This is a genomic window from Cryobacterium zongtaii (assembly GCF_002909375.1).
GTDB lineage: Bacteria > Actinomycetota > Actinomycetes > Actinomycetales > Microbacteriaceae > Cryobacterium > Cryobacterium zongtaii.
In genome coordinates this window covers 42,576-69,118 of record NZ_PPXD01000027.1, presented here as the reverse complement: position 1 = coordinate 69,118, position 26,543 = coordinate 42,576, and the positions used below count along the sequence as shown (strand labels likewise).

Genomic DNA, 26,543 nt, shown 5'->3' with positions numbered 1-26,543 from the left:
ATTCCGTTCAGCCCAGTGCTGACCGCGGGCCAGAGGATCAGGCCTGGGGCACGGGGGCGTGGTGCGGGCGGCCCGCGGCATGGCCGATGGCGGTCACCACGAGGGTGATCACGGCTGTGAGGGCGATGCCCCAGCCGATGTGCACCATGAGCAGCAGGGCGCCGACGCCGGCTCCGGCCAGGATCAGCACGATCGCGGCGAAGCGGCGGAACCAGGGCTGGTTCTTGGCGCCGCCGAAACGGGAATCGGCGGCGAAGCCGGTAATGGTGGAGGTGACGACGACGGTGGTGACATCCTTCACGGCGATGTGCCGGGCCACCGCGGCCTGCAGGCCCATCACGGCCGCCAGCAGCCCGGTCACGATCAGGTCGAACGGGGCCGGGGGAGTGCCGTCCACCACGAACAGGACGATCGACAGCGCGGCCATCACCACGCCGACCGCGCCGAACAGCACCGTCGACTCGGTGGTCCAGCCGACCTTGACGTGGCGCAGCACCCGGCCGCCGATCGCGGCACCGACCATGAAGGTGAACAGCGCGATCAGCGGGCCCACCACGGGCAGGTCGTCGGCGCCGGCGATGGCCATGCCCAGGATGACGACGTTGCCGGTCATGTTGCCGGTGAACACCTTGTCCAGGCCGAGGTAACCCACCGCATCCGCCACCCCGGTGGAGAACGTGAGGGCCAGCATCAGGCCGAGGTGCAGGTGGTCGGGCTTGCTGCGCAGACGGTGGATGACGGGGGTGGAGGGCACGGGTGTCCTATCGGCTCGGAATTGTCACGGTAGTGGCTGGTCGTCCCAGCCGCAAAACTGGCGCTACTCTCGACCAACGGGGATGCGCCGGCCGGCGTCGAGCCGGCTCCCGACCCACAACGGAAAAGGCGCATCCATGCCATTCGACGTCACGCCATTCGACATCCTGCAGCCCGGCACCGGGCCCATCCGCGCCGCGCAGTACCTGGCCGCCACCCCGGCCACCGTGCTCTGGGGCCGGCTGCCCTGTGCCACGGATGCGCCGGTGCTCGTGATCGATGCCGGCACCGAGGTCACCATCGACACGATCAGCCACGAGGGCGTGCTCGAAGACCAGGGCCGCGACCCGGCGGCCTTTTTCGCCGGCCACGGTGTCGACCGCGCCTTGGTGCTCGACGACGCCGTGCTGCTGGCCGCCTCGAACACGACCCGGGACCCCGGCGTGGACGGACCACACCTGGTCACCGGCCCGATCCACGTGCGCGGCGCCCGGCCGGGCGACCTGCTCAAGATGACCGTGATCGAGGCCACCCCGCGGGTGCCGTACGGCGTGATCTCCAACCGGCACGGCCGCGGCGCCCTGCCCGGCGAGTACCCGCTCGGCGAGGGCAATGTGAGCGTGTTCGCCGCGCTGGCGGACACCGAGACCGGCCAGGTCGGCACCCTGCCGCTGGTGCCGGGCGGGGCGCGGAGCGTGCACTTTCCGCTCCGGCCGTTCCTGGGCATCATGGGCGTCGCCGTCGCCGGTGACACCCGCCCGCACTCGGTGCCGCCCGGTGCGCACGGCGGCAACATCGACATCAACCTGCTCACGGTGGGCTCGGCCCTCTACCTGCCCGTGCAGGTGGACGGCGCGCTGGCCTACGTGGGCGACCCTCACTTCGCGCAGGGCGACGGCGAGGTGGCGCTCACGGCCATGGAGGCGTCCCTGCGGGTGACCATCCGCTTCGACGTGGTGAGCCAGGCCGACGCTATCGCGGCCTTCGGCGAACTGGTCGGACCTCTCGCCGAGACCGGCGAATTCCTGGTACCGACCGGCCTGGACGCCGACCTCGACGAGGCCGTGCGCAAGTGCGTGCGCGCCGCCATCGACCTGCTCGCCGCCCGGTACGGCATGGACCGCACCCTCGCCTACGCCTACCTGAGCGCCGCGACCGACTTCAACATCTCCCAGGTGGTCGACCTCGTCGCCGGCGTGCACGCCCGCATCCGGGTGGCGGACTTCAATGCCTGAGCCGCTGGTTGTCCCGACACCCACGTCGGTCACGGGCGCGCTGCCCGATGGGCTCCTGACCGCCTTCGCCGGCTATGAGGACGCGCTGGCCACCAACGACCTCGCGGCGCTCGACGCCTGGTTCGCGCCCGGCGAGAACACCTTGCGCGGCGACGCCGCAGGTCTGCTGGTGGGCCACGACGCGATCAGCGGCTTCCGCGGCGCCCGCAGCGGCACGGTGGCCAGGGGCATCCGGTCGCTGCACGTACGCGTGATCGACCCGCGGCACGCCGTGATCGTGTCGGTGAACGCCCCGGATGCCGGCGGCGCCGGCCTTCTCACCCAGCTCTGGTCGCTTTCGGCGGCGGGGGATTGGCAGGTGGAGGTAGCCCAGGTGGCCGCGCCGCCGGCCGCGATCAATCCCACGGTGTGGCGTCTGGTGGGCAACCCACTGATGGCCGCGGCCGCCTCGGGTGCTCTGGCCGGCGAGACCATCGCCGTGAAGGACCTCTACGACATCATCGGCTTCACCGTCGGCGCCGGAAACCCCGCCTACCTGCGCGAGGCCTCTGCCGCCACCGAGACGGCTGCTGCCGTCGCCGCGCTGCTGGGCGCCGGCGCGAGCGTGCGCGGTATCGCCCAGACCGATGAGTTCGCCTACAGCATCGCCGGCGACAACGAGCACTACGGCACCCCGCCGAACGTGCGGGTGCCCGGCGGGCTGCCCGGTGGCTCGTCGAGCGGACCGGCCGCCGCCGTGGCGCTGGGTCAGGCCAGCATCGGCCTGGCCACCGACACGGCGGGGTCCATCCGGGTGCCCGCCTCGTACCAGGGCCTCTGGGGACTGCGCAGCACGCACGGCGCCGTCGACAGGGCCGGTCTGCTGCCGCTGGCGCCCTCGTTCGACACCGTCGGCTGGCTCACCCGCACACCGGGCGTGCTGCGGGCCGCCGCTGCCGCCTCGCTCGACCCCTCGCATCAGACCAGCGCTGCCCAGGCGGATGCCCCCACCCGTTTCGCCGTGTCGAGCGCGCTGGTCTTCGCCTGCGACGACGACGTGCAAGACGTATTCGTGGCCGGACTCGACAGGCTCACCCGGGCCGGGCTGCTGCCCGCACCCGACCTCGTCGATGTCGGCGACCTCGCCGAGGCGCTGCGCATCTTCCGCGCGATTCAGATGGCCGAGGCGTGGAAGTCCAACGGGGACTGGGTCACCGCTCACCCCGGTGCCCTCGGTGCCGCCGTCGCGGGCCGGTTCGAGATCGCGTCCCGCACCGACCCGGCCGCCGAGGCCAAGGCTCGCGTCGCGCTGGCCGCCGCCCGCGAGCGGTTGGACGCTGTGCTGGACGGACGCATCCTGCTGCTGCCCTCGGCGTCGTCGACCGCCCCGTCGCGGCACGCGAACCCGGCCGCGATCGATGCGACCCGCACAGCCACGCTCACCCTGACCAGCCTGGCCGGGATCGGCGGCTACCCGGCGCTGTCCGTGCCGCTGTTCGAGTCGCGAGGCAAACCGGTGGGGCTCTGCCTGGTGGGACCGCGGCACACCGACCTCGCCCTCATCGACATCGGGGCGAAGCTGGCCGCCGGGAGGTAATCACTCGAAACACGACTGAAACACCTGTTGCGTAGACTGGGCATCTGAAACAGATGATTCAGAATTGCCGAAGGGTGAAACAGTCATTTCCAGTCTGCCGATCAATCCGCCGCCCCGCCTGCTGATGGGCCCCGGCCCGGTGAACGCCGACCCCCGGGTGCTGCGTGCCATGTCCGCCCAGCTCGTCGGCCAGTACGACCCGTCCATGACGGCGTACATGAACGAGACCATGGCGCTCTACCGCGGCGTCTTCAAGACCACGAATGAGCAGACCCTGCTCATCGACGGCACCTCCCGCGCCGGGATAGAGGCGGCGTTGGTTTCGCTGATCAGCCCCGGTGACCGGGTGCTGGTGCCCATCTTCGGCCGGTTCGGCCACCTGTTGCGCGAGATCGCCGAGCGCGCCGGCGCCGAGGTGCACGCGCGGGAGATCGAGTGGGGCACCGTGTTCACCCCCGCCCAGATCGAGCAGGCCATCCGCGAGACCAAGCCGGCGCTGCTGGCGATCGTGCACGGCGACACCTCCACCACCGTGGCCCAGCCGCTCGACGAGCTCGGCGACATCTGCGCCAGGCACGGCGTGCTGTTCTACACCGACGTGACCGCGTCGCTGGCCGGCAACACCTTCCAGGCGGATGCCTGGGGGCTGGACGCCGTGACCGCCGGCCTGCAGAAGTGCCTGGGCGGCCCCTCCGGCTCGGCACCGGCCACCTTCTCCCCGCGGGCCGTCGAGGTGATCAATGCCCGCAAGAGCATCGAAGCGGGCATCCGCGAGGCCGGCGACGCCGTGAACGCCCACCCGATCCGCTCCAACTACTTCGACCTGTCGATGGTCTTCGACTACTGGGGACCCAAACGCCTGAACCACCACACCGAGGCCACCACCATGCTCTACGGGGCCCGCGAATGCGCCCGGCTGCTCGTTGACGAAGGTATGGACACGGCCGTGGAACGGCACCGGCTGCACGGCGCGGCGATGCTGGCCGGCGTGCAGGGCCTGGGCCTGAACGTCTTCGGCGACCTGGAACACCGGATGAACAACGTCGTGGCCGTGCACATCCCCGACGGTGTCACCGACGACGCCGTGCGCGGGGAGCTGCTGAACGACTTCGGCATCGAGATCGGCACCTCGTTCGGGCCGCTGCGCGGCTTGGTCTGGCGCATCGGCACCATGGGCTACAACGCCCGCAAGGACACCGTGCTGACCACCCTGGCCGCCCTCGAGCAGGTGCTGCGTCGCGCCGGCGCGAGCGTAACCGGCGGGGGCGGCGTCGGCGCCGCCTACGAGGTCTATCAGGATGCCGCGGGCGCATGACGACGCCTGATCCGTCGAAACCGCTCACCGCCGCCGCCGTGCTCGAACGCTGCGACGAACTCGCCAGCCACTCCAGCCTGCCCGACGGCCTGATCGAACGGGTCTACCTGTCGCCGGAGCACGCTGCGGTGAACGCTCTCGCCGCCGGCTGGATGCGGGACGCCGGCATGGCCACCTGGCAGGACGCCGCGGGCAACCAGTGCGGCCGGCTCGAGGGAGCCACCCCCGGCCTGCCCGCGCTCCTGCTCGGCTCTCACCTGGACACGGTGCCCTCGGCCGGCCGGTACGACGGCATCCTCGGAGTGCTCACCGCCATCGCCGTGGTCGAGCGCATCAACGCCGACGGCCGCAGCCTGCCGTTCGCCCTCGAGGTCGTGGCCTTCGGCGACGAGGAGGGCACCCGGTTCGGCACCGCGCTGCTGGGCAGCCGGGCGCTGGCCGGCACCTGGTTGGATGCCTGGTGGGAGCTCACCGACGAGGCGGGAACCACCCTGCACGACGCGTTCGTGGCCTTCGGCCTCGACCCGGCCGCCGTCACCGCCGCCGCCCGCACCTCCAACGACTTCGTCGGCTACCTCGAGACCCACATCGAACAGGGCCCGGTGCTCGAGGAGAACGACCTGCCGCTGGGCATCGTCTCGTCGATTGCCGGCGCGCGGCGCTTTCAGATCACCATCACCGGCAAGGCCGGACACTCCGGTACCCCGTGGACGCACCGCCGCGACGCCCTCGCCGGGGCCAGCGAGGCCATCGTGGCCATCGAACGGCTCGCCCGCGATGCCGACCTGATCGCCACCGTCGGGCACCTCGAGGTGTTCCCGGACGCCGTCAACGTGATCGCCGGCCGGGCCGAATTCAGCCTCGACCTGCGTGGCCGCTTCGATGCGGACCGCGACGCGGCCTGGCAGCGGATCGAGGCCCTGCTCGAGGAGATCTGCAGCACGCGTGGACTGCACGTCGCCGTGCACCAGACGCACGCGGCACCGGCGGCGCACTGCAGCGACCGGTTGCGCGGCGTCATAGCCGCGGGCATCCGTGCCGCGGACCGCTCTGACGACGGGCCGGCGCCTCTGGAGCTGCTCTCGATGGCCGGACACGACGCGATGGCCGTGGCGCACCTCACCGAGATCGGCATGCTCTTCGTGCGCTGCGCCGGAGGAGTGAGCCACCACCCCGACGAGTCGGTCACCGAGCCCGACGTCGCCAGTGCGCTGGATGCCTTCGAGGCCGCCGTGCTCGCCCTGGCCGACGGTCACACGCTGCAGGACCCGGCATGACGCTGAATATCGGGCAACGCATCGACGGCCGCTACGGCGAGCTCTCCCCGCAGGAGCAGCGCGCCGCCGACTTCATCCTCGACCACATGAGCGACCTCGCCGTCTATAACGCGTCGGAGCTGGCCCGGCTCAGCGGGGTGTCCAAGGCCACGGTGTCCAGGCTGTTCCGCCGGCTCGGTTTCCAGGACTCGGCCGAGGTGCGCGAGCACGCCAGGTCACTGCGCAACCTGGGCTCACCGCTCGGCGGCCCCGGCGCATCCGCCGGCACCCCCTCGCGGCTCGCCGCGCACGCCGAAGCCGAACAGGACAACCTGCGCCGTCTGCTGGTAACCCTCGAGGACGGCCGGCTGGATGCCGCGGCCCGGCTGGTACGGTCGGCCCAGAACGTCGTGATCGTGGGGCTGCGCAACAGCTACCCGCTGGCGCTGCACCTGCGCCAGCAGCTGGTGCAGGCCCGCGACCACGTGCGCCTCGCGCCGCTGCCCGGCCAGTCGCTCGGCGAAGAGCTGGCCGGCCTCGGCCCGCGTGACGTGGTGGTGTTGATGGGCTTCCGCCGGCGGGTCTCCGGCTTCGGGGACATCGTTGCGGCCATCCGGAGCCGCGAGGTCCCGCTGGTGCTCATCGCCGACTCCTCTGCTCGCAAGTACTCCGACCAGGCCACCCACTGGCTCGAATGCCCGGTGGATTCGGTGTCGGCCTTCGACAGCTACGCCACGGCCATGAGCCTGATGAACCTGCTCGCCACCGGCGCGATGGGCGCGCAGGTGCGGGAGAGCCGCACCAGGATCGCGGCCATCACCAGCGTGTACGAGGACCTCGACGAGCTCGAAGCACCCTGGTGAGCGCGCCCGGTTCCGGGTGTGGCGCGGACTACCGCGTGCCCGGCTCGTCGACGTCCACGCCAGTGCCCAGGTCGTCGCAGGCCACCGCGGTCGCGTCTCGTGCCACCAGGTACTGTCGTGCACCGCTGTCGCCGGTCAGGCTCGCTCGCAGCGGCGCCCAATGCTCGCGACCGATCACCACCGGATGCCCGGGCCGGCCGCCGAAGTGCGCCTGCCGGAGGGTCTGCGGGATTGCTCCGTCGATCAGCCGGCGCACGGTGGCGGCAGTGAGGTCGGGCACGTCCACCAAAACCAGGGCTACCGCGGTGACGATGTCGTTCTCGCTCTGCTGCAGCCGCGCCAGGCCGGCATCTAGGGATGCCGACAGTCCCGCCGCCCAGTCCTCTGCGTGCACCACCGTCAGCCGGTGCGGCCTCTCGAATCGGGCCACGGCCGAGCGCAGCAGGCCTTCGGCCTGGGTCCCACTCGCTCCGAGCACCACAACAACGGGGTCGCAGCCGCCGGCCTCCAGGGCCAGGGCGGCTCGCACCAGCCAAGGCTCGCCGGAGGCGTCGACGACCAGCGACTTGGGTTTGCCATACCGGCTGCCCGCGCCGGCGGCCAGGACCAGTCCGGCCACCCGAGGAGTCTCAGCGGAGTGCATGCCTGTCATCGTACGGGCAGCGGCCCGGGCTGCACGTCGTCTTCTGCCCCGCTCGCCGCTCGCCATCCCGACCCTCGTCATTCCGCCCCTCGTCAGCCCGATTTTCGTCACCCGGAGGACCCCATGACCACGATTCCCGTCGGCGAGGAGCTGCGCACCGCCCTCCTGGCCTGCCTGGCCGTTCCGCGCTGGGCCGACGCGGTGTCCGTCCGGGCGCCGTTCGCCTCGGCCGCAGACCTCATCGAAGCGGCCAGGGCGGCCGCAACACCGCTGCCCCGGAGCGAGATCGACGAGGCCATGGCGGAGCATCCGCGGATCGGCGAGAAGCCCGCGGGCGACTCGCAGGCAGCGGGGTTCTCCCGGGCAGAACAGGCGTCGGTCGACTCCGACGACGCCGAGCTCGCGGCGGCCATCGCCGACGGCAACCGGATCTACGAGGAGCGTTTCGACAGGGTGTTCCTCATCCGCGCCGCCGGCCGCAGCCGCCGGGAAATCCTCGCCGAGCTACGGCGCCGGCTCACCCTGGACGACAACACCGAGGCCGCAATCGTGGGCTCAGAGCTGCGGGACATCGCCCTGCTCCGGTTAGGGGTTCTCGCCCGTCAGTGGCAGGATGACTCGGTGCAGAAAACCGAAGCCACCGACTCAGCAGCCCCGCGGGATGCCCGGTGATGAGCGCGCGCAGCCACATCACCACCCACGTGCTCGACGCGGTGTCCGGCAGCCCAGCGGCATCCGTGGGCGTGGTCCTGGAACAATACCTCGACGGAGGTTGGCGCGAACTCGCCACGGCGCAGACGGATGCCGACGGCCGGGTTGCCGACCTCGGGCCAGAGGCTGTGTCCGCGGGTCGGTACCGCATCACTTTCGAGACCGGCAGCTACTTTTCGGCTCGGAGCCAGAGCACGTTTTACCCCTACGTCACCATCGTCTTCGAATTGGACGACGAGTCGGCGCACTATCACGTGCCGCTGCTGCTCAGCCCGTTCGCGTACTCGACCTATCGGGGTAGCTGACTAGAGGGGTAGCTGAGCCGTCCGGCTGCGAACCTCGAGCTTTTTCATCAATACGGAGGCCGGGAGCAGGGCGAGGCCGAGTGGAATCACGATGTTCCGCAGTGGACTGACCACAAAATAGAGCGCATCCAGGGCGATGCTGGGGCGTCCCTGTGCGGCCAGTGTGCCCATCCAGCCTTCCAGCGAGGCGACCACGAGCAGGCCGACCAGCGTGAAGACGATCCCGGCCCAGAACACCCCGGCGGCGGTGATGCGGCGGGCCGGCTGCGCGGGCACCGTCGGGACCCGCTCGATCAACCGGGCGACGAAAAACGCCGCAACCATCAATGTACCCAGGGGTACCACCAGCAGGAACACGACGTCGAACGAGCCGAACCACCAGCTGTTCGCCACGGCCTGGAGCGAGTCGGTGGCGACGAGGCGGTAGACGAGGTCCCTGCCGACCTGGACGAGGACGCTGGCCGTGATCAGGCCGATACCGATCCAGAGGATGCTGCGTGTGGACAGGTTCGCGGGCATGGTGTCCAATCTGTGAATGCAGAGGCAGGTCAGCAGCGAGATCACTGGGGGCGCTGCCCAACCTAGTGGTCTAATCCGACGGCGACACCCGCTGGGTCATCAACTTTTGTTGACACCTGCGTTGACCATCAACTAAAGTTGACGCATGTTCGAGACCAGCGGAATTCCCACCCCGGACCATCCGGACGAAGCCTTCGCGGCCGTAGTCGCCTTGCGTCGGCTGTCGGCTCGGCTGGAGCGGTCCGCGGTGGATCACGCCCTCGAACAGGGCTGGACCTGGAACCAGATCGGCCAGGCTCTCGGCATGACCGCCCAGGCGGCGCACAAGCGGCTCTCACCGCAGCGCCGCGCACCCCTGGACTAGTACCGCAACGACGACGCGCACCACCGACAACGAAGGACTTCTGACATGGGAATTCGACAGGCGATCGCAGACATCCGCATCATGAATGAGCTGTTCACGACGGCGGAACAGGAAGCTGCCGCACTGGGCGACGAGATGCCGGGGGCTGAGCATCTGCTGCTGGCCGTGCTGGCATTGCCGGACGACTCTGCACGACGCGCGTTCGCCACCTTCGACGTGACGACGGCGGATGTGCGGACCGCCATCGTCCAGACGCACGCGCTGGCCCTCCAGTCGGTGGGAATCGACGCGGACGCAGAACCACCGGAGCCGTCGCCACACGCAGCGCCGTCGCCCGCGCGCACGGGCCCGTACCGCAGCACCGGCAGTCTGCAGGATGTCTTCCAGCGGGCCGTGGCCCTGTCGAAGGAAGGCGCGGGCCGTGGTCACGAACTCCGTTCGGCTCACGTGGTGTGGGCGGCCGCCGAGGTCGAGCATGGCACGATGAGCCGGGCCCTGCGCCAGCTGGGCGTCGACCGGACTGAGCTGCAGCAGGCCGCCCGGCAGGCCGTCACTGGCGCCGCCGGTTAGGTTTCGAGCGCCGCCACCAGCGTCGCATCCTGCGGGTCGATGGCCCGCACACTGTTGACCCTGCGGTCCACCAACCGGGTGCGTATGGTGGCCGCCACTGCGGTGGACGTGCGATCCAGCAGGTCGATCATGGCCGAGCGGTTCGCCGCCGACTCGGTGGGGTTCGCCCCGGTGATCGACTGCGGGTTCAACCACGTCGCCCAGGTGTCGGGTTCGAGAAAGGCCGGCATCCGGTCATGGACCTCACCGGAGGCGTCCCTGGCCTCCCTGGTGACCACGGCGAAGACGCGCGACCAGTCACCGTCGGCATCCTTGGATGCCCAGCTGACCCCGGCCGCCGCGAGCAGACCGTCGCCGTGGATGAAGTGCGGCTGCTTCGCGCCCTTCTCTCCGGTCCACTCGTAATAGCCGAGCATGGGAACTATGCAGCGGGCGTTGGAGAAGGCGCCCACCCAGAACCGCTGGTCAAGCTTCTCCAGCCGGGCGTTGATGATCGGGCCGCGGCGCGGCGCCCCCGCCGGTTGCGGCCAGTCCCAGGTGGCCAGGGTGACCTCCCGCGTGGGGGCGTCGGCGCCCTCCGGCTGCCACTCGCGCACGATGGGGGCCGAGTCGGTCGGCGCGATGCTGTAGCTGGGCCGCCAGTCCCCGGCACGGCCGCCGGCCGCGACGAAGTCCCGGATCAGATCGTCGACGTCCTCGTTCATTGCAAATCTGCCGCACATGAGGGCGAGATTACCCCGTGCGGGCGACCGAGTCACGCGGATGCTGCGAATCGGGGAGACCACGGCGGGCGCCGACGTCAGGTTCAGCTGCAGAGTCAGCCCTCGGCGCTCACCCGCGACGAGAACCGCACGAGGTAGCCATCCGGGTCCTGCACCAGGAACTGCGCCACGCCGGCCTGGGTGTCGCCGGTGTCGTACCACCTGGTCTCGGCGGCCATGAAGAGCGGCCAGACGGCCGCCGCGAGGCGCTCCAGCAGGGGAGCGATGTTCGGCATCATGATCTGGAAGTTGATGCCGCGCCCCAGCGGACGCTCCAGGGCGGCGGGGATCCAGTTACGCCCGATGCCGACCTGTTCGAGCATCAGGTGCGCGGTGCCGGCCCGCAGGTACGCGAATCCGTCGTCTGGCCGGTCGTAGAGCACCTCGAAGCCACACAGTTCGACCCAGAAGCTCAGGCTGACCGCAAGATCGCCAACCAGGAGTTCGGGCACGAGATCCGGGAAGAACACCGGTTCCGGCGTCGAGGGTAGTGCGGCATCGGCTGCTGTCATGCGTTCCAGTATGGCGCTGGGCCGCGCCGGAAGGTGCTGTGGGAGGCTGAGGTCATGACACGCACCGACCCGCACCCCGCCAGCGACGAACACCGTTCGCTCAACGAGTTCCTCGACTTCCAGCGAGAGACGCTGCTGATCAAAGCCGAGGGACTGGACCGCGCGGGCCTCAACCTCGCGGTGGCACCATCCACTCTCACGCTGGGCGGCCTGCTCAAGCACTTGGCCTTCGTGGAGGACCGCTGGATCCAGTCCCGGTTCCTCGGCCGCTCCGACGACGAGCTCGAGCCCTGGGGTAGCGCGCCGTGGCACGACGACCGCGATTGGGAGTTCACGAGCGCCGCGGGCGATGACCCGGACGAGCTGCGCGGGCTGTACCGGTCGGCCTGCGAACGCAGCCGACGGGCCACGGCCGGCCGGGGCCTCGACGAGCTCGTCGCGTCACCGGGCCGGGACGGCGAACTGTGGAGCCTGCGCTGGATCCTGCTTCACCTGATCGAGGAGACGGCCCGGCATTGCGGCCATGCCGACCTGATCCGCGAGGCCGTCGACGGGACCGTCGGCGAGTAACTGTTGCCGCATCGGACAACAGGTCCCGGTGCGCCGGACGCACTTGTCCGCACGGGCAACAGTTGGGCCGGGACCGAACGGGCGGCGTGGGCGGACCAGGCCGGGCTAGGCTGCCGTGACGCGGCGGCCTCGCACGAAGACGCCGGTGATGGCCGGCTGGCGGAGCGCCATCAGCAGGGCGAAGAGGGTCTGGTCGGTGGCCATCGCCTCGTCGTCGGCCCGGATGCCGTTGGCCAGCACCGCCGCGAGCGGCTCCCAGTTGTCGGGCTCGATGAGCAGGAAGTCGGCATCCTTGCCCACGTCGAGGTTGCCGTAGCGCTCCTCCATGTCCAGGGCACGGGCACCGGCCAGGGTGGCGGTGAAGAGCAGCTCGGCGGGGCTGATCGACAGGCCGGCATCGCCGGGTTCGGACAGGTGCACCTTGAAACAGTCGTTCAGCACCCGGCTCATCAGCCACTCGTCGCCCGCGCCGATGTCGGAACCCAGCGCCACGTTCACGCCGAAGCCGGTGGTGCGGGTCCACGGCATGGTGCCGGAGCCGAGGAACTGCTGCGAGGTGGGGCAGTGTGCGATCGACGAACCGGTCTCGGCCAGGCGGGCCAGCTCGACGTCCTCGCAGTGCACGGCGTGTGCCAGGATGCTGCGTCGGCCGAGCAGGCTCGACCCGCCGACGGCCGAACCCGGCAGAAACCTGCCGTCGTAGGTGTCCAGGTAGTTCTCGACCTGGTAAATCGCCTTGACCACGTCGATCTCGCCGGTCTCCGGGCGGTTGTTCTCGTTGAGGTGGCTGTGGAAGTAGACGCCCCGATCGCGCACCCCGTCGTAGAGCTCGCCGAGCGCCGCGAGGGTGTGCGGCGTCACCGACAGGCTGAACCTGGGTACGACGGCCACCTGCAGCAGCGCCGTGCGGGCATCACCGGTGTCGCGGGCGTGCCAGCGGGAGATCTCGTCGCTGACCAGGTCGAGCGCCTGGCGTTCCGAGGTGATCAGGGCGCTGGCCGAGTCGGGGCCGACGGTCTGGATGCCGCGCCCGCTGACCAGCCTCAGCCCAGCCCGCTCGGACGCGGCGAACAGTGCGTCCTGGGCGTGCGGAAAGGCCGACCCGAACACCAGGGCGCTCGTGGTGCCTGCCGCGGTGCGCCGGCGGGTGAAGTCGCGGGCGATCGCCGCAGCGAAGTCGTCGTCCTGCAGCCGGGTCTCGGCCGGGAAGACGCAGTTGTCGAGCCACTCGAGCAGCTGGCCGCCGCCATACGCATCCGTGGAGTAGGTCTGCGGAAAGTGGATGTGGGTATCGACGAAGCCGGGCAGGATGAAGCCGCCGCGGGTGTCGGTGACCGGCAGCGCTGCGAAGCTCGACGGCAGGTCGACGGCACGGCCGACCCAGGCGATGGTGCCGTCGACGGCGGTGACCAGTGCGCCCTGCGGCAACGACACCAGGTGCGCCGGCGCTTCGGCGAGGGTGGGGGAGCCGGCCACGTGGAAGACGTGGCCGAGGTAGACCTGCTCCAACGACGGCCCCACCGAACCTGCGGCCAGGCTCATCAGACCAACCCGGTGTAGGAATCCCAGGCGGGCCCGGCATCCGCGGCGTCATCGTGCATCACGGTGGCCTGGATCAGCCCGTACGGGCGGTCGGCGGCGTGATAGACCTCGTTGTTGTTCTCCACACCGAATGGTGACAGGTCATAGAGGAAATGGTGCTTGTTGGGTGCGGAGAGCCGGATCTCGGCGATGTTCGGGTAGGCCGCGAGCACGGCCTCGCCCATCTTGTAGAGGGTCTGCTGCAGGGCCAGGGAATGCACCACGGCGAACTGGGTCTTCAACAACGCGGAGATACCGGCGTAGCTCGCCTCCCAGTCCACCACGGTGTGGTCGGTGAAGCGCCAGCCGGCTGTGAGGGAGGTGGCCATCACCCTGTCGGTGGTGGGCTGCAGCAGCGTGTACGGGTCCTGCATGAAGCCGGAGAACTCCGAGCCGGTGGACTTGAGCAGGATCAGGTCTTTCAGCCCGCCGACCACCCAGACCCGCTGATCGGTGCCGGTGCCCTCCACCGAGATCGCCGCGGTGCGCACCTCCTGGCCGCGCCGCACCCAGGTGTGGTCGTGCTCAGTGCCGTCCACGACAACGCGTTCCCAGGCGAACTCCTCGATCTCCACCCTGGCACCTGCCACCGACGTGATGTGATCGACGAAATGGGTGGCCAGATCGAGGCCGTAGCTCTCGATCGAGAGCAAGCCCTTCTCCTTGGCGAAGGAGTACGCGGTCTGCTTCTGGGTGTCGGTGGGCAGTACCTGCAGCTGATCACCGGCGAGGTGTGCATCGGCGAAGTCGCCGTGCAGGGCAGTGGAGACGCTGATGTCGTGGATCTCGTGGCGGGGCGTGTCGCGGTAGATGCGCACGATGCGGTTCTCCGCCTTGCCGTAGCGGTTGGGTCCGAGAACTATCGACATGGGTGCTCCTTCTGGTTCGTACATGATGCGGTGTTCGGGAAAAAGTTCGGGTCAGCGGGCGGTCAGCAGGCGGCCGGCTGGTGGCCGGGCGGATGCGTCGGATCCATCGAATGCGGTGTCGTCGACCGCGTAGATCACGTTTCCGGCCAGCCAGGTGGTGTGCACCCGGCCGAACAGGGTGGCGCCGCCGAAGGCGCTCACCCGGTTTTTGTGCCGCAGGGTATCGACGTCCACGGTGAAGACCTCCTCGGGCGCGAAAGCCACCAGATCGGCGGCCGCACCGACACGGACCCGCCCGGCCGGCAGGCCCACGAAGTCGGCCGTGGCACGGCTCATCCAGTGCAGCACCTGCTCGAGCGTGAGCCCGCGGGCCCTGGCGGCCGTCCACACGGCGGGCAGGCTCAGCTGCAGGCCGGAAATACCGCCCCAGGCCAGGCCGAAGTCACCGCCGTGGCCGAGCTTGAGTTCCCGGGTGGCGGGGGAGTGATCGGAGGCTATGAGATCGATGACACCGTCGGCCAGGCCCTGCCAGAGCAGGTCACGGTTGTCCTCGCCGCGGATCGGCGGGCAGCACTTGAACGCCGTTGCGCCGTCGGCGATGCTCTCGGCGGCGAAGCTGAGGTAGTGCGGGCAGGTCTCCACCGTGATCGGCAGGCCCTCGGCGCGGGCCGCGGCCAGTCTGGGCAACACCAGTGCGGAGGACAGGTGCAGGATGTGGGCGCGCACGCCGGTGCGTCGCACGACGGCGATCACCCGGGCGATCGCGGCGTCCTCGGCCGCATCCGGTCGGCTGGCGACGAAGTCCCGGTAGCCGGTGCCGCCGGCGTTCTCGGCGCTTTCGAGCACGGACGGGTCTTCGGCGTGCACCACGAGCAGTCCGCCGAATCCGGCGATCTCGGTCGCAGCGGCCTCGAGTTGCTCCGAGGAGAGGTGCGGGAACTCGTCGACGCCGGAGGGGGAGAGGAAGGCCTTGAAGCCGAAGACCCCCGCGTCGTGCAGCGGCCGAAGCGAACCGAGGTTGCCAGGAATCGCCCCGCCCCAGAAGCCCACATCGACCGTGGCTTGGGGCGCGGCCGCGGCGCGCTTGCGCTCGAGAGCCGGCACCGTCGTGGTGGGCGGGATGCTGTTCAGCGGCATGTCGATGATCGTGGTCACACCGCCGGCCGCGGCCGCGCGGGTGGCACTCGCGAAGCCCTCCCAGTCGGTGCGGCCGGGTTCGTTGACGTGCACGTGGGTGTCCACGATGCCCGGCTGCAGCACCTGGCCGACCGGGAGGGTGACGTCCTGCCGGGCCGCCAGCGGCGCATCCACCGGCGCGATCGCACGGATGACGCCGCCCGCGATCGCGACGGCCGCCGGGATGAAACCCTGCTCGGTGAGCACACGAGCCGAGCGGATGACCAGGTCGTACATCGGTTCTCCTTCTCGGTTTCTGTGCCGGTCCGAAACGACTCCAGCGGCCCCGTTCGGTGGCTCACCGCTCACCCTAGTGAAGTCGTTCCGGCCTCGTTCCGGGGTTCCGAAACCTGTCGGACACACGACATTCCCGGTGATGAAACACCGACGGTGCCCAGCAGGTCAGGCAGCCGGGTACCCTGCGACGTACGCGTCGATTTCCGCCAGGTAGGCCTGCTTCTCGGCGTCGGGCAGCCAGGAGGCCTGGAAGGAGTTCTTGGCCAGCTGCACCAGCTCGTCGGTGTCGAGCCCGGCCTTCTCGGCCAGCGCCAGGTAGTTGTCGGCCACGTAGGCGCCGAAGTAGGCGGGATCGTCGGAGTTGACGGTGACCAGGACACCGAAGTGCAGCAGGGCCACCATTTCGACGGCCTTCATGTCTGCCGTGACGAAGCTGTTCGACACCGGACAGCAAGTGAGCCCCAGGCCGCGCTCCCGCACCAGGGTGACCAGTTCCGGGTTCTCGACGATATTGGTGCCGTGGTCGATGCGGTCCACCTGGATCTCCTCGAGTACCTGGCGGATGTTCTCGATGCTGCCGACCTGGTCGATGTCGCAGTGCATGGTGAGCTTGAGGCCGTTCGCCCTGGCCAGCGCGAAGACCTCGGCGAACTTCGCCGGCGGGTTGCCTCGCTCGTCGGAGTCGAGGCCGACACCGATGAACCTGTCCAGATAGGGGAGTGCGGACTGCAGCGTCTCCAGCGCGCTCTCGGCGGTGAAGTCGCGCAGGAAGCAGAGGATCAGCTCCGCGGAGACGCCGAGGCCGGCGGCATCCACGGCGGCCCTGTGGTAGCCAAGGATGACGGTTTCGATGGGGATGCCCCGCGAGGTGTGCGCCTGCGGGTCGAAGAACGCCTCCACCCGCCGCACCCCGTCGGCGGCGGCGCGGCGGAAATACGCGGTGGCGAGGTCGTAGAAGTCGGCCTCGGTGACGAGCACGTCCATCGCGGGGTAGTAGACGCCGAGGAAGCTGGCGAGCGAGTCGAACTCATAGGTGGCGCGCACCTGCTCCACCGTGCTCTGGCCGATGTCCACGCCGTTGCGTCGGGCCAGCTCGAGTTTGAGCTCGGGTTCGAGGGTGCCCTCGAGGTGCAGGTGCAGTTCGGCCTTGGGCAGGCCGGCGACGAACGCGATGCTCGGTACGATAGCGGAAGACATTGGGGTTCCTTTCTGGGTGAACTCCGTGACGCTATCACGCCAGGGTTCCGGGACCACTCGGGGAGGAATCCAGTGTTCCAGCACGACTTTTCGGACGTAATGAGCCGGAAATGATTCGGTCTTCGCGGCGTCACACGCAGCAATTAGTGTTCGAGTGATCCGAACATCTGTTGCAGCGGATGCGCCGCGTTGAAACACCTTGATCACCCCAGCAACGCAGTCACACCAGCACCGCGATCACAGCCGCACCACAGCACATTCCATTTCAGCATTCAGGCATTCCGCCCCAGCACGCCGTTGAGTTCCACGGCAATCCCCGAGCACCATCGAGAGGACCGCGTCATGACGCAAGCCCCAGTTTCCCCGTTCACCCGTCGCTCGGCCAAGCGCGTCGGCACCGGCGTCGCCGTGGCCGCCGCACTCACCCTGCTGCTGTCCTCCTGCGCCGGCGACGCCGGCTCCGCCGAGTCGGGCTCCGGCGACGCAGCCTCGTTCGGCGAGGCAAGCATCCAGCTGTCCTGGATCAAGAACGCCGAGTTCATGGGCGAGTTCGTGGCCGAGGATGCCGGCTACTTCGCCGAAGCGGGCTTCGACTCCGTCGACCTGATCCCCGGCCCGGCGTCGGCCGAGGCCGGTGTCATCTCCGGCAACGTCGATCTCGGCGTCGGCAACGCCATCTCCACGGGCACCGTCATCGCCGAGGAGGGCGCACCGCTGAAGATCATCGGGGCGACGTACCAGAAGAACCCGTTCACCATCCTCTCGCTCGCCGGCGTGGGCAACATCGCCACCCTCGACGACCTTGCGGGCAAGACCATCGGCGTCCAGGCCAGCAACCAGAGCCTGTGGGACGCCTTCCTCAAGGTCAATGAGATCGACCCGTCCACGATCACCGTCGTCCCGGTCGAGTACGACCCGACCCCGCTCTTCAACGGCGAGGTCGACGGATGGTTCGCGTACCTCACCAACGAGTCGATCGACGCCGAGCTGGCCGGTCTCGACCCGGTGAACCTGCCGCTGGCCGACAACGGACTGCCGTTCGTCGCCGAGACGTTCACCGCCTCCGAGGATGCGATCGCCAACGACCGCGAGATGCTCAAGGCACTGCTGGTCGCCGAGATCAAGGGCTGGGCCGACGCGATCAACGATCCCGCTGCCGCCGCGAAGCTCACCGTCGACACCTACGGCAAGGACCTCGGACTGACCATGGAGAAGGAGACCCGCCAGGCGGAGATCCAGGCCACCGACCTCGTCGTCAGCCCCGACACCGAGGCCAACGGGCTGTTCACCATCAGCGACGCGCTGCAGAAGGAGTCCGTCGCCACGCTCAAGGCCGCCGGTATCGACATCGACACCGCCACCCTGTTCGACATGAGCCTGCTGGCCGAGGTGTACGAGGAGAACCCCGACCTCATCGCCTACAGCAAGTAGCCACCCGCAGCACAACTCTCGTCGCGGCACCCGTCTCACCGAGGCGGGTGCCGTCGGCGATACTGAACTACCGGCATCCGACGACGCCCAGTAAGGAATGTACGACGTGAGCACGATCGACACCGCTCCACCCACCGCTTCGGGAACCGGCCTGCACGGTACCGGCCTACACATTGAAGCGCTGCACAAGACCTTCTCGGTCGGTCGCAGGGAGGTTGTCGCGCTCGACAACGCGAACCTGCACACCGACAAGGGCAGCTTCCTTTCACTGCTCGGCCCCTCCGGCTGCGGCAAATCCACGATCCTGCGGATCCTCGCCGGCCTGGAGAACCCGACCAGCGGCACCACCCGGGTGGACGGCAAGAGCCCCGCGGAACTCCGCAGCGGCCACGAACTCGGCATCGCCTTCCAAGACTCCGCTCTGCTGCCCTGGCGGAGTGTGCGCAGCAACATCAAGCTTCCGTTCGAGGTCGCCAGGATGCCCGTCGACGAGGACTACGTCACCGAACTCATCCAGCTCGTCGGCCTTGCCGGATTCGAGAAGGCCAAGCCGGCCCAGCTGTCCGGCGGGATGCGCCAGCGCGTCTCAATCGCCCGTTCCCTCGTGCTCAAGCCGTCGGTGCTGCTGCTCGACGAACCGTTCGGTGCCCTCGACGACATGACCCGGCAGCGCCTCAACATCGAACTGCTGCGCATCTGGACCGAGAAGCCCGCGACGACCTTGATGGTCACCCACGGGATCTCCGAGGCGATCTTCCTCAGCGACCAAGTGGCCGTGATGAGTCCGCGGCCCGGCCGCGTCAAGGAGGTCATCGAGATCGACCTGCCCCGCCCGCGCCTGCCCGAGATGATGCGCAGCCCCGAATTCCACGCCCTGCACGACCGGGCGTCCGAACTGCTCTTCGGCGCCGACACCCCGGCCGCCGCCGGGGCGCACTGATGCCGGTCAGCCGCGGCCTGCCCGGTTGGGCCACCGGGCTTCTCGGCGTGATCGTCGTGGTGGCCCTGTGGTGGATCAGCGCGCTCACCATCTTCCAGAACGCCGGCTCGGTGCCCGGCGGTGCCATCCCCACCCCGGCCGAGGTATTCCGCCAGTTCGCCGGCGACGGCATCGGCTTCTACCTGCCGCACATCACCATGACCCTCAGTGAAGCGGCGATCGGGTTCCTCTGGGGCAACGGCCTGGCGCTGCTGCTGGCCGGATTGGTCCTGGTGCTGCCGCGCATCGAGAAGATCGCGCTGCAGATCGCCGTGATCACCTACTGCGTGCCGATCGTGGCGATCGGCCCGATCGCGTATACCGTGATCGGCCCGCCGCGCGGCGACCCGTCCGGCACCGCGATCTTCCTGGCCGCCATGTCGGTGTTCTTCACCACGGTGGTCGGCTCGTTGGTGGGGCTCAAGGCCGCCGACACGGCCAGTCTCGACCTCGTCACCGTGTACGGCGGCACCAAGTTCACCCAGCTGCGGAAGGTCAGGCTGATCGCCGGGCTGCCCAGCGTGCTGAACGCCCTGCAGATCGCGGCTCCGGCCGCGCTGCTCGGCGCCATCCTCGGGGAATACCTCGGCGGCGCCGAGCGGGGCCTCGGCCTGGCCATGCTCGCCGCCGGCAACGCCGCGAACGTGGAACGGGTCTGGAGCCTCGCCCTCGTCGCGGGTCTGCTGGCCGGCATCGGCTACCTGCTCTTCGCGCTGATCTCCCGTTTCGCCACCCCCTGGACCACCGGACGGAGCAGCTCATGAGCGCGCAAACCCATGTTGCCGAGGCCATCGTCGTTCAGGCCGCTGTCCTCACCAAGAGCAGCGGGACGCAGGCGCGCGGCATCGGCGCCTACATCGGCCGGGCCCTGGCCACGGGCCTGCTGACGCTCGTGATCGTCCTCGTCGCCTGGCAGGGCCTGATCCTGCTGCTGGGGATCTCGCCGTTCATCGCCAAGGGACCGCTGGATGTGTTCAACTGGCTCTTCACGGTGCCGGATGCCGCCGAGAACCGGGCGCTGATCCTCACCAACCTCGGTGTCACCCTCACCGACGCGTTCCTCGGTTTCGTCGCCGGGCTGCTGCTCGCCCTGGTGCTGGCCACCCTGTTCACCCTGTCGAAGGGCATCGAGCACGCGCTGATGCCCATCGCCCTGCTGCTGCGCAGCGTGCCGCTGGTGGCCTTCGTCCCGGTGCTGATCCTCATCACCGGCCGCGGACCGAGCATCGCCGTGGTGACCGGTGCCATCGTGGTCCTCTTCCCGGCCCTGGTGAACATCGCCTTCGGCCTGCGGTCGGCATCCCCTCAGGTCAGCGACGTGATCGCCGTCTACGGCGGCACCCCGTTCACCGCGCTTCGCAAGGTGGCGCTGCCCAGCTCGCTGCCGTCGTTCTTCGCCGCCGTCAAGATCTCCATCCCCGGCGCCATCACCGGCGCCCTGCTGGCCGAGTGGCTCGCCACCGGCCAGGGCCTGGGCTACGGCATCGTCGTCGCGGTCTCGCAGGTGAAGAACTTCGAGGTGTGGTCGTCCGTCGTGGTCATCACCATCGTCTCGATGGTGCTCTACGGTGTGGCGCAGTTCGCCGAGAACCTGGTGCTGCGACGGATGGGCATGGACCAGAGCGCGAGCAACTGACCGTGCTCGAAATCGCCGGTGCACTCCTGGACGCCCTCGCGGACGGTCGCCGGGTGGCCGTGGCGACGGTGACCCGGGTGCTCGGCAGCGCGCCGCGCACCCTCGGCACGGCCATGGCCGTCACCGACTCCGGTGCGGTTCTCGGCAGCATCTCCGGCGGCTGCGTCGAGGGTGCGATCTACGACAGTGCCCAGGAGGTGCTCGAGACCGGCCGCGGGCACCTCACCGAATTCGGGGTGAGCGATGACGACGCGTTCGCCGTAGGGCTGTCCTGCGGCGGCACCGTCGAAGTGTTCCTCGCCGAGATCGCCCCGGCCGGACGCAACGCCATGACCGCGGAGGTGCGCGCCCAGCTGGAGCGAGCCGCGGCCGGCCAGGCCGCCGGGCTCGCCCTGGTCGTCGCGGGAACGGGGGCCGGCCTGATCCTGGCACCGGACGGCGCAACCGACCGCGCAACCGATCGCGGGGAGTCCGCCGGCCTCGACGCCGACTCGGTACGCCGCATCCGGGCGCAGCTGGCCGCCGCTGTCAACGCCGGCGAGACCAGCCTGGGCTCGGTGGACTGCGACGGGGCGATCAGCCGGGTGCTCTACCTCGTGGCCCAGGCCCCGCCGCGCTGCCTGATCTTCGGCGCCGTGGACTTCGCCGGCGCTCTGTCGGCCGCCGCGACCCTGCTGGGCTATCGGGTCACCGTGTGCGACGCCCGCGCCGTGTTCGCCACCCCCGAACGTTTCCCGACCGCTGCCGAGGTGGTGGTCGAGTGGCCGAGCGACTACCTCGCCCGCACCCACACCGATGCCCGCACCGTGGTGTGCGTGCTCACCCACGACGAGAAGTTCGACCTGCCGCTGCTCAGCACGGCCCTGAGCCTGGACGTCGGCTACGTGGGCGCCATGGGGTCCCGGCGCACCCACGAAAGACGGATGCTGCGCCTACGAGAGGCGGGCGTCTCCGCCGCCGCCCTCGACAGGCTGCACTCGCCGATCGGCCTGGACCTCGGCGCGAGCAGCCCGGCGGAGACGGCGGTGTCGATCCTCGCCGAGGTTCTCGCCACCCGCTCCGGGGCATCCGGCGCCCCCCTGCGGGACCGGCAGGGCCCGATTCACCCCTCGGTCTGACGCGACCGATTCCCCTCCTTGCTGACCGGGATTTTCCTTCAGCCCTCACCCCATTCGGGGGACGAATCGGGCGCGCCCGCGCATTAGCGTGCTCACCGAATCCCTTGAATGGAGGAGTCACCATGACCAGCACACGGCAGGCACCGGGCAGCACGACCGGGGCGGAAACCAACAACTACACAACCGACAGCGGTACGTCGGGCTGGACCGGCTGGATAGTCTTCGCAGGCGTCATGATGTTGATGATGGGCGCGTTCCACGTCATCCAGGGCCTGGTCGCACTGTTCCAGGACACCTATTACCTCGTCGGCCAGGAAGGACTGGTGGTGCAGGTCGACTACACGACCTGGGGCTGGGTGCACACGATCCTGGGTGCTGTGGTGATCCTGGCCGGCGTCGCCCTGCTCGCGGGGCAGATGTGGGCACGAGTCGTCGCCGTCATCCTGGCGTTCGGCAGCGCCCTGGTGAACATCGCCTTCCTCGGCGCCTACCCGCTCTGGTCGCTCACCATGATCGCCATCGACGTTCTGGTGATCTACGCGGTGACCATGCACGGCAAGGAAATGAAGCCGATCAGCTCCTAGCCCTGGCGCTGTGAGCCACGTGCGACCGCCTGTCAGGCGCCCCTGTTCATCAGGCGCCACAGGCGGTCGCGCGACATCGGCAGTTCGTACGAGCGGATGCCGAGAGCATCGCGCACCGCGTTGGCCAGCGCCGGCGCCACCGGGTTGTACGGCGACTCGCTCATCGACTTGGCGCCGTACGGCCCCAGGTCGTCGGCGGTGTCCGCGAAGTACACCTCGGTCACCGGCAGGTCCGCCAGCTGCGGTATGTGATAGTTGCGCAGCACCCTTGTTTCAACGGTGCCGGCGCCGTCGAGGATGAGTTCCTCGTACAGCGCGGTACCGATGGCCTGCGCCACCCCGCCCTCGATCTGGCCGCGGCACTGTTCGGGATTCATCACGAAGCCGGCATCCGCGGTCTGGATGGACTGCAACATGCGCACCTCGCCGGTGGCGGTGTTCACGGCCACCCGGAACGCGTGCACGTTGAATGCCAGCGAACGGCGGGCGCCGTCCTCCCGGCCGGTTCCGGTGAGGCCGTCCGGGCCGGAAAGCGCGGCCAGCGGCACGAACACGTCGCCGGCCCGCAGTCCGTCGGCCGCGAGGACGAAGTCCCCGGCCGCAATGCCGGTGAGTCGGGCCGCTTTCTCGCGCAGCAGACCGGCCAGCTCGAGCGCCGCGCCGTGCACGGCCTTGCCGGCCACCACTACCCCGGCCGACCCGAAGGCGCCGGTGTCGTAGCCGGCGGCGTCGGTGTCGGACTGGCGGATCTCGATGCGATCCGGGCCGGTGTTCAGCACCGTCGCCGCGATCTGGGTGTGCACCGTCGTGGTGCCGTTGCCGAACTCGGCGGTGCCCACCCGCACCAGGTAGCGTCCATTCTGGTCCAGGGTGATGGTCGCCTGCGAGAAGTGGCCGCGCGGCGGGGTCGTCGCGATCATCGCCGACGCCATGCCCTCGCCCACCCGCCAGGTGGCGCCGGTCGGGGCGGCCACCCCATTGCCGCGAATCAGGGCCGCCTGGGCCAGGTCGAGGCACTGGTCCAGGCCATAGCTGGCGAAGCCGATGTCGTCGCCCTCCTGATGGGTCACCACGAGAGGGTCGCCGGGGCGCACCGAGTTGATCCGGCGGATGTCGAACGGGTTCAGGCCCAGCTCGACGGCGAGTTCGTCGAGGGCGCACTCGATCCCGTAGATGACCTGGCCCAGCCCGTAACCGCGGAAGGCGCCCGACGGCGGATTGTTCGTGTACACGGCCTGAGCATCCACCCGTTTGTTGGGCACGTTGTACAGCGCCACGGACTCGCTGGTGCCGTGGAACATGACGCCGGGGGCGTGGTTGCCGTATGAGCCGGTGTCGGAGAGCACGTCGACCGTCAGGGCGGTGAGCCGGCCGTCGCCCGTGGCAGCCAGGGTGACGCCTACCCGCATCGGGTGCCGGGTGGGCGAGGCGGCGAGTTCGTCGGTGCGGGTGAACTCGTACTGCACGGGCCGCCCGGTCTTCAGTACCGCGAGGGTCACGATGTCCTCGGTGAGGATCTCCTGCTTGCCGCCGAAGCCGCCGCCGACGCGGGCGGTGAACACTCGCACGGCCTCGAGATCGAGGTCGAAGATGCGGCTGATCTCTTTCTGCACCAGGAACGGTACCTGGGAGCTGGTACGCAGCACGAGCCGTTCGTCCTCCAGCCAGCCGATGGTGGCGTGGGTCTCCAGCTGGGTGTGGGCGACCCGCTGGGTCTGCCAGGTTCCGGTCACCACGGTGTGCGCAGTGGCCAGTGCCGCCGTCACATCGCCGTACTCGCCGTGCAGCTCGGCGACGAGGTTCCGGGACGGGTCGGCCAGGCGGCTGATCGTCGCATCCTTCTCGCCGTGCACCAGCGGGGCGCCGGGGCGCAGCGCTTCGGCGGGGTCGAAGACCGCGGGCAGCAACTCGTAGTCCACCTCGAGCAACCGGCAGGCGTGCTCCGCGATGGCCACGGAATCGGCGACCACCGCGGCCACCCGCTGGCCGCGGTGCCGCATCACGGAGTCCAGAACCAGGCTGTCGTCGGGGTCGTCGAGCCGGCTCTCGTGCCTGGCCGAGGAGTACAGGGTGGCGGGGGAGTCGGCGGCGCTGAGCACGGCGCGCACCCCGGGCAGGGCGCGGGCGGCGGTGTCGTCGAGGGAGAGCACCCTGGCGTGGGCGTGCGGGCTCCGCAGCACGGCGAGGTGCAGCAGGCCCGGCACGGCCACGTCGAGGGTGTACGGCTCCTGTCCGCTGACCACCCTGGCGGCGGCGGGGGCGCGGAGCGAGCCGCCGACGCGGCCGTCGGTGGCGGAGGTGCGCGCGGTGGTTCGGGGCTTGGTGCGACGCACCGGGCCGAGGCCGGAGATCGGGGCGGCGACCGGTGCGGAGCCGGCTGCGGAGTCGGGGGTTGCCGCATCCGCTGCACCGGCGGCGGTGTGTTCGTGGTCGTGCCCGCAGCCGCCGTCGGCCGGGGTGTGCCGGTCGCGGATGGCGTCGTCGATGGCCCGGTAGCCCGTGCACCGGCACAGGTTGCCCTTGAGCAGGCGGGGCAGGTCGTCGAGCTGGTGCTCCTGGATGGTCGACGCCGTCACGATCATGCCCGGCGTGCAGAAGCCGCACTGGAAACCGGCCGCGTCGATGAAGCGCTGCTGGATCGGGGCCAGGGTCTCCGGCCCGCCGATGCCGGTGGCGGTGGTGACCTCGCGACCCTCGGCGCGGTAGGCCGGGTAGATGCACGAGTGCACCGGGGTGCCGTCCACGAGCACCGAGCAGGCGCCGCAGTCGCCGGTGTCGCAGCCCTTCTTGACCTCGAAGTGTTCCTGCTGGCGCAGGTAGGTGCGCAGGGCCTGGCCGGCCGCGGCCGGCGCGTCGATCGGGTTGCCGTTCACGGTCAGCTTCATGCGCGGCTCCCGTCGCCGGTGCCGGGTCTGGGCGGGTCGGTCGGCGCGGCCAGTTCTTGGCGGATTTCCTCGCCGAGCAGTCCGCTCATGGCGCGGCGCCAGTCGGCGGCGCCGTGCGCATCCGTGAACCAGGCGTCTAGACCTGCGATGTCGGCGGCCAAGGCGGCCGGATCGGGCAGCGAGGGGTAGCGCAGTTGCACCGGGCGCACGGTGCCGCCGGTCACGGTGAGCACAAAACGGCCGTCGGTGTCGAGGCGGCCGATGAGCACGGCGCCGGAGCGGCCGAGGGGGGACAGGGCGATCTTGCGGTACGCGGTGCGGGCAGTAAGCGTGGCGGCGGGCACGTGGATGGAGCGCAGCACGTCGCCGGGTTCGAGCACGTTGGTGGTGTTGCCGGTGACGAAGTCGAGGGCCGGCATCCGGCTGTCGGTGCCGTCGGCGTGCCAGATCAGGACCTCGGCGTCGAGGGCGGCGGTGAGGCAGATCATCGGGCCCGCGGGCAGCGAGGTGCACAGGTTGCCGCCGACGGTGGCGACGTTCCAGACCTTGAAGGAGCCGAACAGGGCCGTGCAGGCCAGGTGGAAGATGGGGTGGGCGACCCAGCCGGGCTCGGCGGGCATCCGCGACAGTTCGGCGAGGGTGCAGGTGGCGGCGATCTCGAGTCCGTCTGCCCCGGTGGTCAGCGCCGGCCAGCCCATGGTCTGCAGGTCGACGAGGCCGGTGAGGTGGATGCGCGGGTCGGCGAAGAGTTCGGAACCGCCGGCCAGCGGCACCACGGTCTCGCCGAGGGCGGCCAGGTCGGCGCGGGTGCGGGCCTGCGTGATGGTCGCAACGGTGGTCAGGTCCATCCGTGCCTCCCAATGTCGTGGATGCGCAGCATCCGGGTGTCGCCGGGCC

Annotated in this window: 27 protein-coding genes; 16 read left to right on the top strand and 11 right to left on the bottom strand. The window is 69.8% G+C overall.

Translation table 11 applies throughout. The features are described 5' to 3' along the window. Positions 1–37 precede the first annotated feature (37 nt). The gene (locus C3B61_RS18380; RefSeq protein WP_341476132.1) at positions 38–754 is read right to left on the bottom strand and encodes a YoaK family protein; all 717 of its coding nucleotides are present in this window, start codon (positions 752–754) and stop codon (positions 38–40) included. Positions 755–890: 136 nt separating this feature from the next. On the opposite strand from C3B61_RS18380, the gene C3B61_RS18375 reads away from it, so the two are divergent. The 5 genes from C3B61_RS18375 (at position 891) to C3B61_RS18355 (ending at position 6,998) form a co-directional block, all read left to right on the top strand. After that, entirely contained in the window at positions 891–1,988 is a 1,098-nt protein-coding gene (locus C3B61_RS18375) for an acetamidase/formamidase family protein (protein WP_103461928.1), read from the top strand. Beyond that, complete coding sequence (locus C3B61_RS18370; protein ID WP_103461927.1) at positions 1,981–3,564, top strand: AtzH-like domain-containing protein; 1,584 nt, start codon at positions 1,981–1,983, stop codon at positions 3,562–3,564. The genes C3B61_RS18375 and C3B61_RS18370 overlap by 8 nt, the downstream gene beginning before the upstream one ends. Before the next feature lie 124 nt (positions 3,565–3,688). After that, positions 3,689–4,879: a pyridoxal-phosphate-dependent aminotransferase family protein gene (locus tag C3B61_RS18365; RefSeq protein WP_103461946.1), complete on the top strand. Its 1,191-nt coding sequence runs from the start codon at positions 3,689–3,691 to the stop codon at positions 4,877–4,879. After that, entirely contained in the window at positions 4,876–6,156 is a 1,281-nt protein-coding gene (locus tag C3B61_RS18360) for an allantoate amidohydrolase (RefSeq protein ID WP_103461926.1), read from the top strand. The genes C3B61_RS18365 and C3B61_RS18360 overlap by 4 nt, the downstream gene beginning before the upstream one ends. Further along, a complete protein-coding gene (locus C3B61_RS18355; protein ID WP_103431617.1) occupies positions 6,153–6,998 on the top strand; it encodes a MurR/RpiR family transcriptional regulator in 846 nt (281 codons plus the stop codon). Before C3B61_RS18360 ends, C3B61_RS18355 begins: the two co-directional genes overlap by 4 nt. A 28-nt stretch (positions 6,999–7,026) precedes the next feature. Here C3B61_RS18355 and C3B61_RS18350 read toward each other — a convergent pair whose 3' ends face one another. Next, positions 7,027–7,641: a nucleotidyltransferase family protein gene (locus C3B61_RS18350; protein WP_103461925.1), complete on the bottom strand. Its 615-nt coding sequence runs from the start codon at positions 7,639–7,641 to the stop codon at positions 7,027–7,029. Between the two features lie 123 nt (positions 7,642–7,764). Here C3B61_RS18350 and uraD point away from each other — a divergent pair, with 123 nt between their 5' ends. Both uraD and uraH read left to right on the top strand, forming a co-directional pair. Then, positions 7,765–8,313, top strand: a complete 549-nt coding sequence (gene uraD / locus C3B61_RS18345) for a 2-oxo-4-hydroxy-4-carboxy-5-ureidoimidazoline decarboxylase (protein ID WP_103461924.1) — start codon at positions 7,765–7,767, stop codon at positions 8,311–8,313. Continuing rightward, the gene (uraH, locus tag C3B61_RS18340; protein ID WP_103461923.1) at positions 8,313–8,657 is read left to right on the top strand and encodes a hydroxyisourate hydrolase; all 345 of its coding nucleotides are present in this window, start codon (positions 8,313–8,315) and stop codon (positions 8,655–8,657) included. The genes uraD and uraH overlap by 1 nt, the downstream gene beginning before the upstream one ends. Here the strand turns inward: uraH and C3B61_RS18335 are convergent, their stop codons facing one another. After that, positions 8,658–9,176, bottom strand: a complete 519-nt coding sequence (locus tag C3B61_RS18335; RefSeq protein WP_133160362.1) for a hypothetical protein — start codon at positions 9,174–9,176, stop codon at positions 8,658–8,660. Positions 9,177–9,321: 145 nt separating this feature from the next. On the opposite strand from C3B61_RS18335, the gene C3B61_RS18330 reads away from it, so the two are divergent. Beyond that, the gene (locus C3B61_RS18330) at positions 9,322–9,540 is read left to right on the top strand and encodes a sigma-70 RNA polymerase sigma factor region 4 domain-containing protein (RefSeq protein WP_088455955.1); all 219 of its coding nucleotides are present in this window, start codon (positions 9,322–9,324) and stop codon (positions 9,538–9,540) included. 45 nt (positions 9,541–9,585) lie between these two features. Continuing rightward, a complete protein-coding gene (locus tag C3B61_RS18325; protein ID WP_103461921.1) occupies positions 9,586–10,110 on the top strand; it encodes a Clp protease N-terminal domain-containing protein in 525 nt (174 codons plus the stop codon). On the opposite strand, the gene C3B61_RS18320 is transcribed toward C3B61_RS18325, so the two are convergent. Further along, complete coding sequence (locus tag C3B61_RS18320) at positions 10,107–10,832, bottom strand: SOS response-associated peptidase (protein ID WP_103461920.1); 726 nt, start codon at positions 10,830–10,832, stop codon at positions 10,107–10,109. The genes C3B61_RS18325 and C3B61_RS18320 overlap by 4 nt on opposite strands. Before the next feature lie 95 nt (positions 10,833–10,927). Continuing rightward, a complete protein-coding gene (locus tag C3B61_RS18315; protein ID WP_165791220.1) occupies positions 10,928–11,383 on the bottom strand; it encodes a bleomycin resistance protein in 456 nt (151 codons plus the stop codon). 54 nt (positions 11,384–11,437) lie between these two features. Here C3B61_RS18315 and C3B61_RS18310 point away from each other — a divergent pair, with 54 nt between their 5' ends. Next, positions 11,438–11,953 (top strand): DinB family protein, encoded by a 516-nt coding sequence (locus C3B61_RS18310; RefSeq protein ID WP_088455958.1) that lies wholly within the window; start codon positions 11,438–11,440, stop codon positions 11,951–11,953. Positions 11,954–12,058: 105 nt separating this feature from the next. On the opposite strand, the gene C3B61_RS18305 is transcribed toward C3B61_RS18310, so the two are convergent. From C3B61_RS18305 to add, 4 genes are all read right to left on the bottom strand, one after another. Continuing rightward, complete coding sequence (locus C3B61_RS18305) at positions 12,059–13,495, bottom strand: amidohydrolase family protein (RefSeq protein ID WP_103461919.1); 1,437 nt, start codon at positions 13,493–13,495, stop codon at positions 12,059–12,061. Next, the gene (gene pucL / locus C3B61_RS18300) at positions 13,495–14,403 is read right to left on the bottom strand and encodes a factor-independent urate hydroxylase (protein ID WP_103461918.1); all 909 of its coding nucleotides are present in this window, start codon (positions 14,401–14,403) and stop codon (positions 13,495–13,497) included. The genes C3B61_RS18305 and pucL overlap by 1 nt, the downstream gene beginning before the upstream one ends. Positions 14,404–14,454: 51 nt before the next feature. Continuing rightward, positions 14,455–15,816: an allantoinase AllB gene (gene allB / locus C3B61_RS18295; RefSeq protein ID WP_103461917.1), complete on the bottom strand. Its 1,362-nt coding sequence runs from the start codon at positions 15,814–15,816 to the stop codon at positions 14,455–14,457. Positions 15,817–15,981: 165 nt separating this feature from the next. After that, positions 15,982–17,013, bottom strand: coding sequence for an adenosine deaminase (gene add, locus C3B61_RS18290; protein WP_103431627.1), 1,032 nt, complete (start codon positions 17,011–17,013; stop codon positions 15,982–15,984). A 342-nt stretch (positions 17,014–17,355) separates the two neighbouring features. Here add and C3B61_RS18285 point away from each other — a divergent pair, with 342 nt between their 5' ends. The 6 genes from C3B61_RS18285 (at position 17,356) to C3B61_RS18260 (ending at position 22,761) form a co-directional block, all read left to right on the top strand. Further along, the gene (locus C3B61_RS18285; RefSeq protein ID WP_103461916.1) at positions 17,356–18,444 is read left to right on the top strand and encodes an ABC transporter substrate-binding protein; all 1,089 of its coding nucleotides are present in this window, start codon (positions 17,356–17,358) and stop codon (positions 18,442–18,444) included. Positions 18,445–18,550: 106 nt separating this feature from the next. Next, positions 18,551–19,384: an ABC transporter ATP-binding protein gene (locus C3B61_RS18280; protein WP_244286000.1), complete on the top strand. Its 834-nt coding sequence runs from the start codon at positions 18,551–18,553 to the stop codon at positions 19,382–19,384. Further along, positions 19,384–20,187, top strand: coding sequence for an ABC transporter permease (locus C3B61_RS18275; RefSeq protein WP_088455964.1), 804 nt, complete (start codon positions 19,384–19,386; stop codon positions 20,185–20,187). Before C3B61_RS18280 ends, C3B61_RS18275 begins: the two co-directional genes overlap by 1 nt. Next, positions 20,184–21,059 (top strand): ABC transporter permease, encoded by an 876-nt coding sequence (locus C3B61_RS18270; protein WP_103461914.1) that lies wholly within the window; start codon positions 20,184–20,186, stop codon positions 21,057–21,059. The genes C3B61_RS18275 and C3B61_RS18270 overlap by 4 nt, the downstream gene beginning before the upstream one ends. Positions 21,060–21,061: 2 nt before the next feature. Beyond that, the gene (locus C3B61_RS18265) at positions 21,062–22,177 is read left to right on the top strand and encodes an XdhC family protein (protein WP_103461913.1); all 1,116 of its coding nucleotides are present in this window, start codon (positions 21,062–21,064) and stop codon (positions 22,175–22,177) included. Positions 22,178–22,299: 122 nt separating this feature from the next. Continuing rightward, complete coding sequence (locus tag C3B61_RS18260; protein ID WP_088455967.1) at positions 22,300–22,761, top strand: DUF7144 family membrane protein; 462 nt, start codon at positions 22,300–22,302, stop codon at positions 22,759–22,761. Between the two features lie 32 nt (positions 22,762–22,793). Here C3B61_RS18260 and C3B61_RS18255 read toward each other — a convergent pair whose 3' ends face one another. Then, complete coding sequence (locus C3B61_RS18255) at positions 22,794–25,646, bottom strand: molybdopterin-dependent oxidoreductase (protein ID WP_103461912.1); 2,853 nt, start codon at positions 25,644–25,646, stop codon at positions 22,794–22,796. Continuing rightward, positions 25,643–26,494, bottom strand: a complete 852-nt coding sequence (locus C3B61_RS18250) for an FAD binding domain-containing protein (RefSeq protein WP_103461911.1) — start codon at positions 26,492–26,494, stop codon at positions 25,643–25,645. The genes C3B61_RS18255 and C3B61_RS18250 overlap by 4 nt, the downstream gene beginning before the upstream one ends. Between the last annotated feature and the right edge of the window lie 49 nt (positions 26,495–26,543).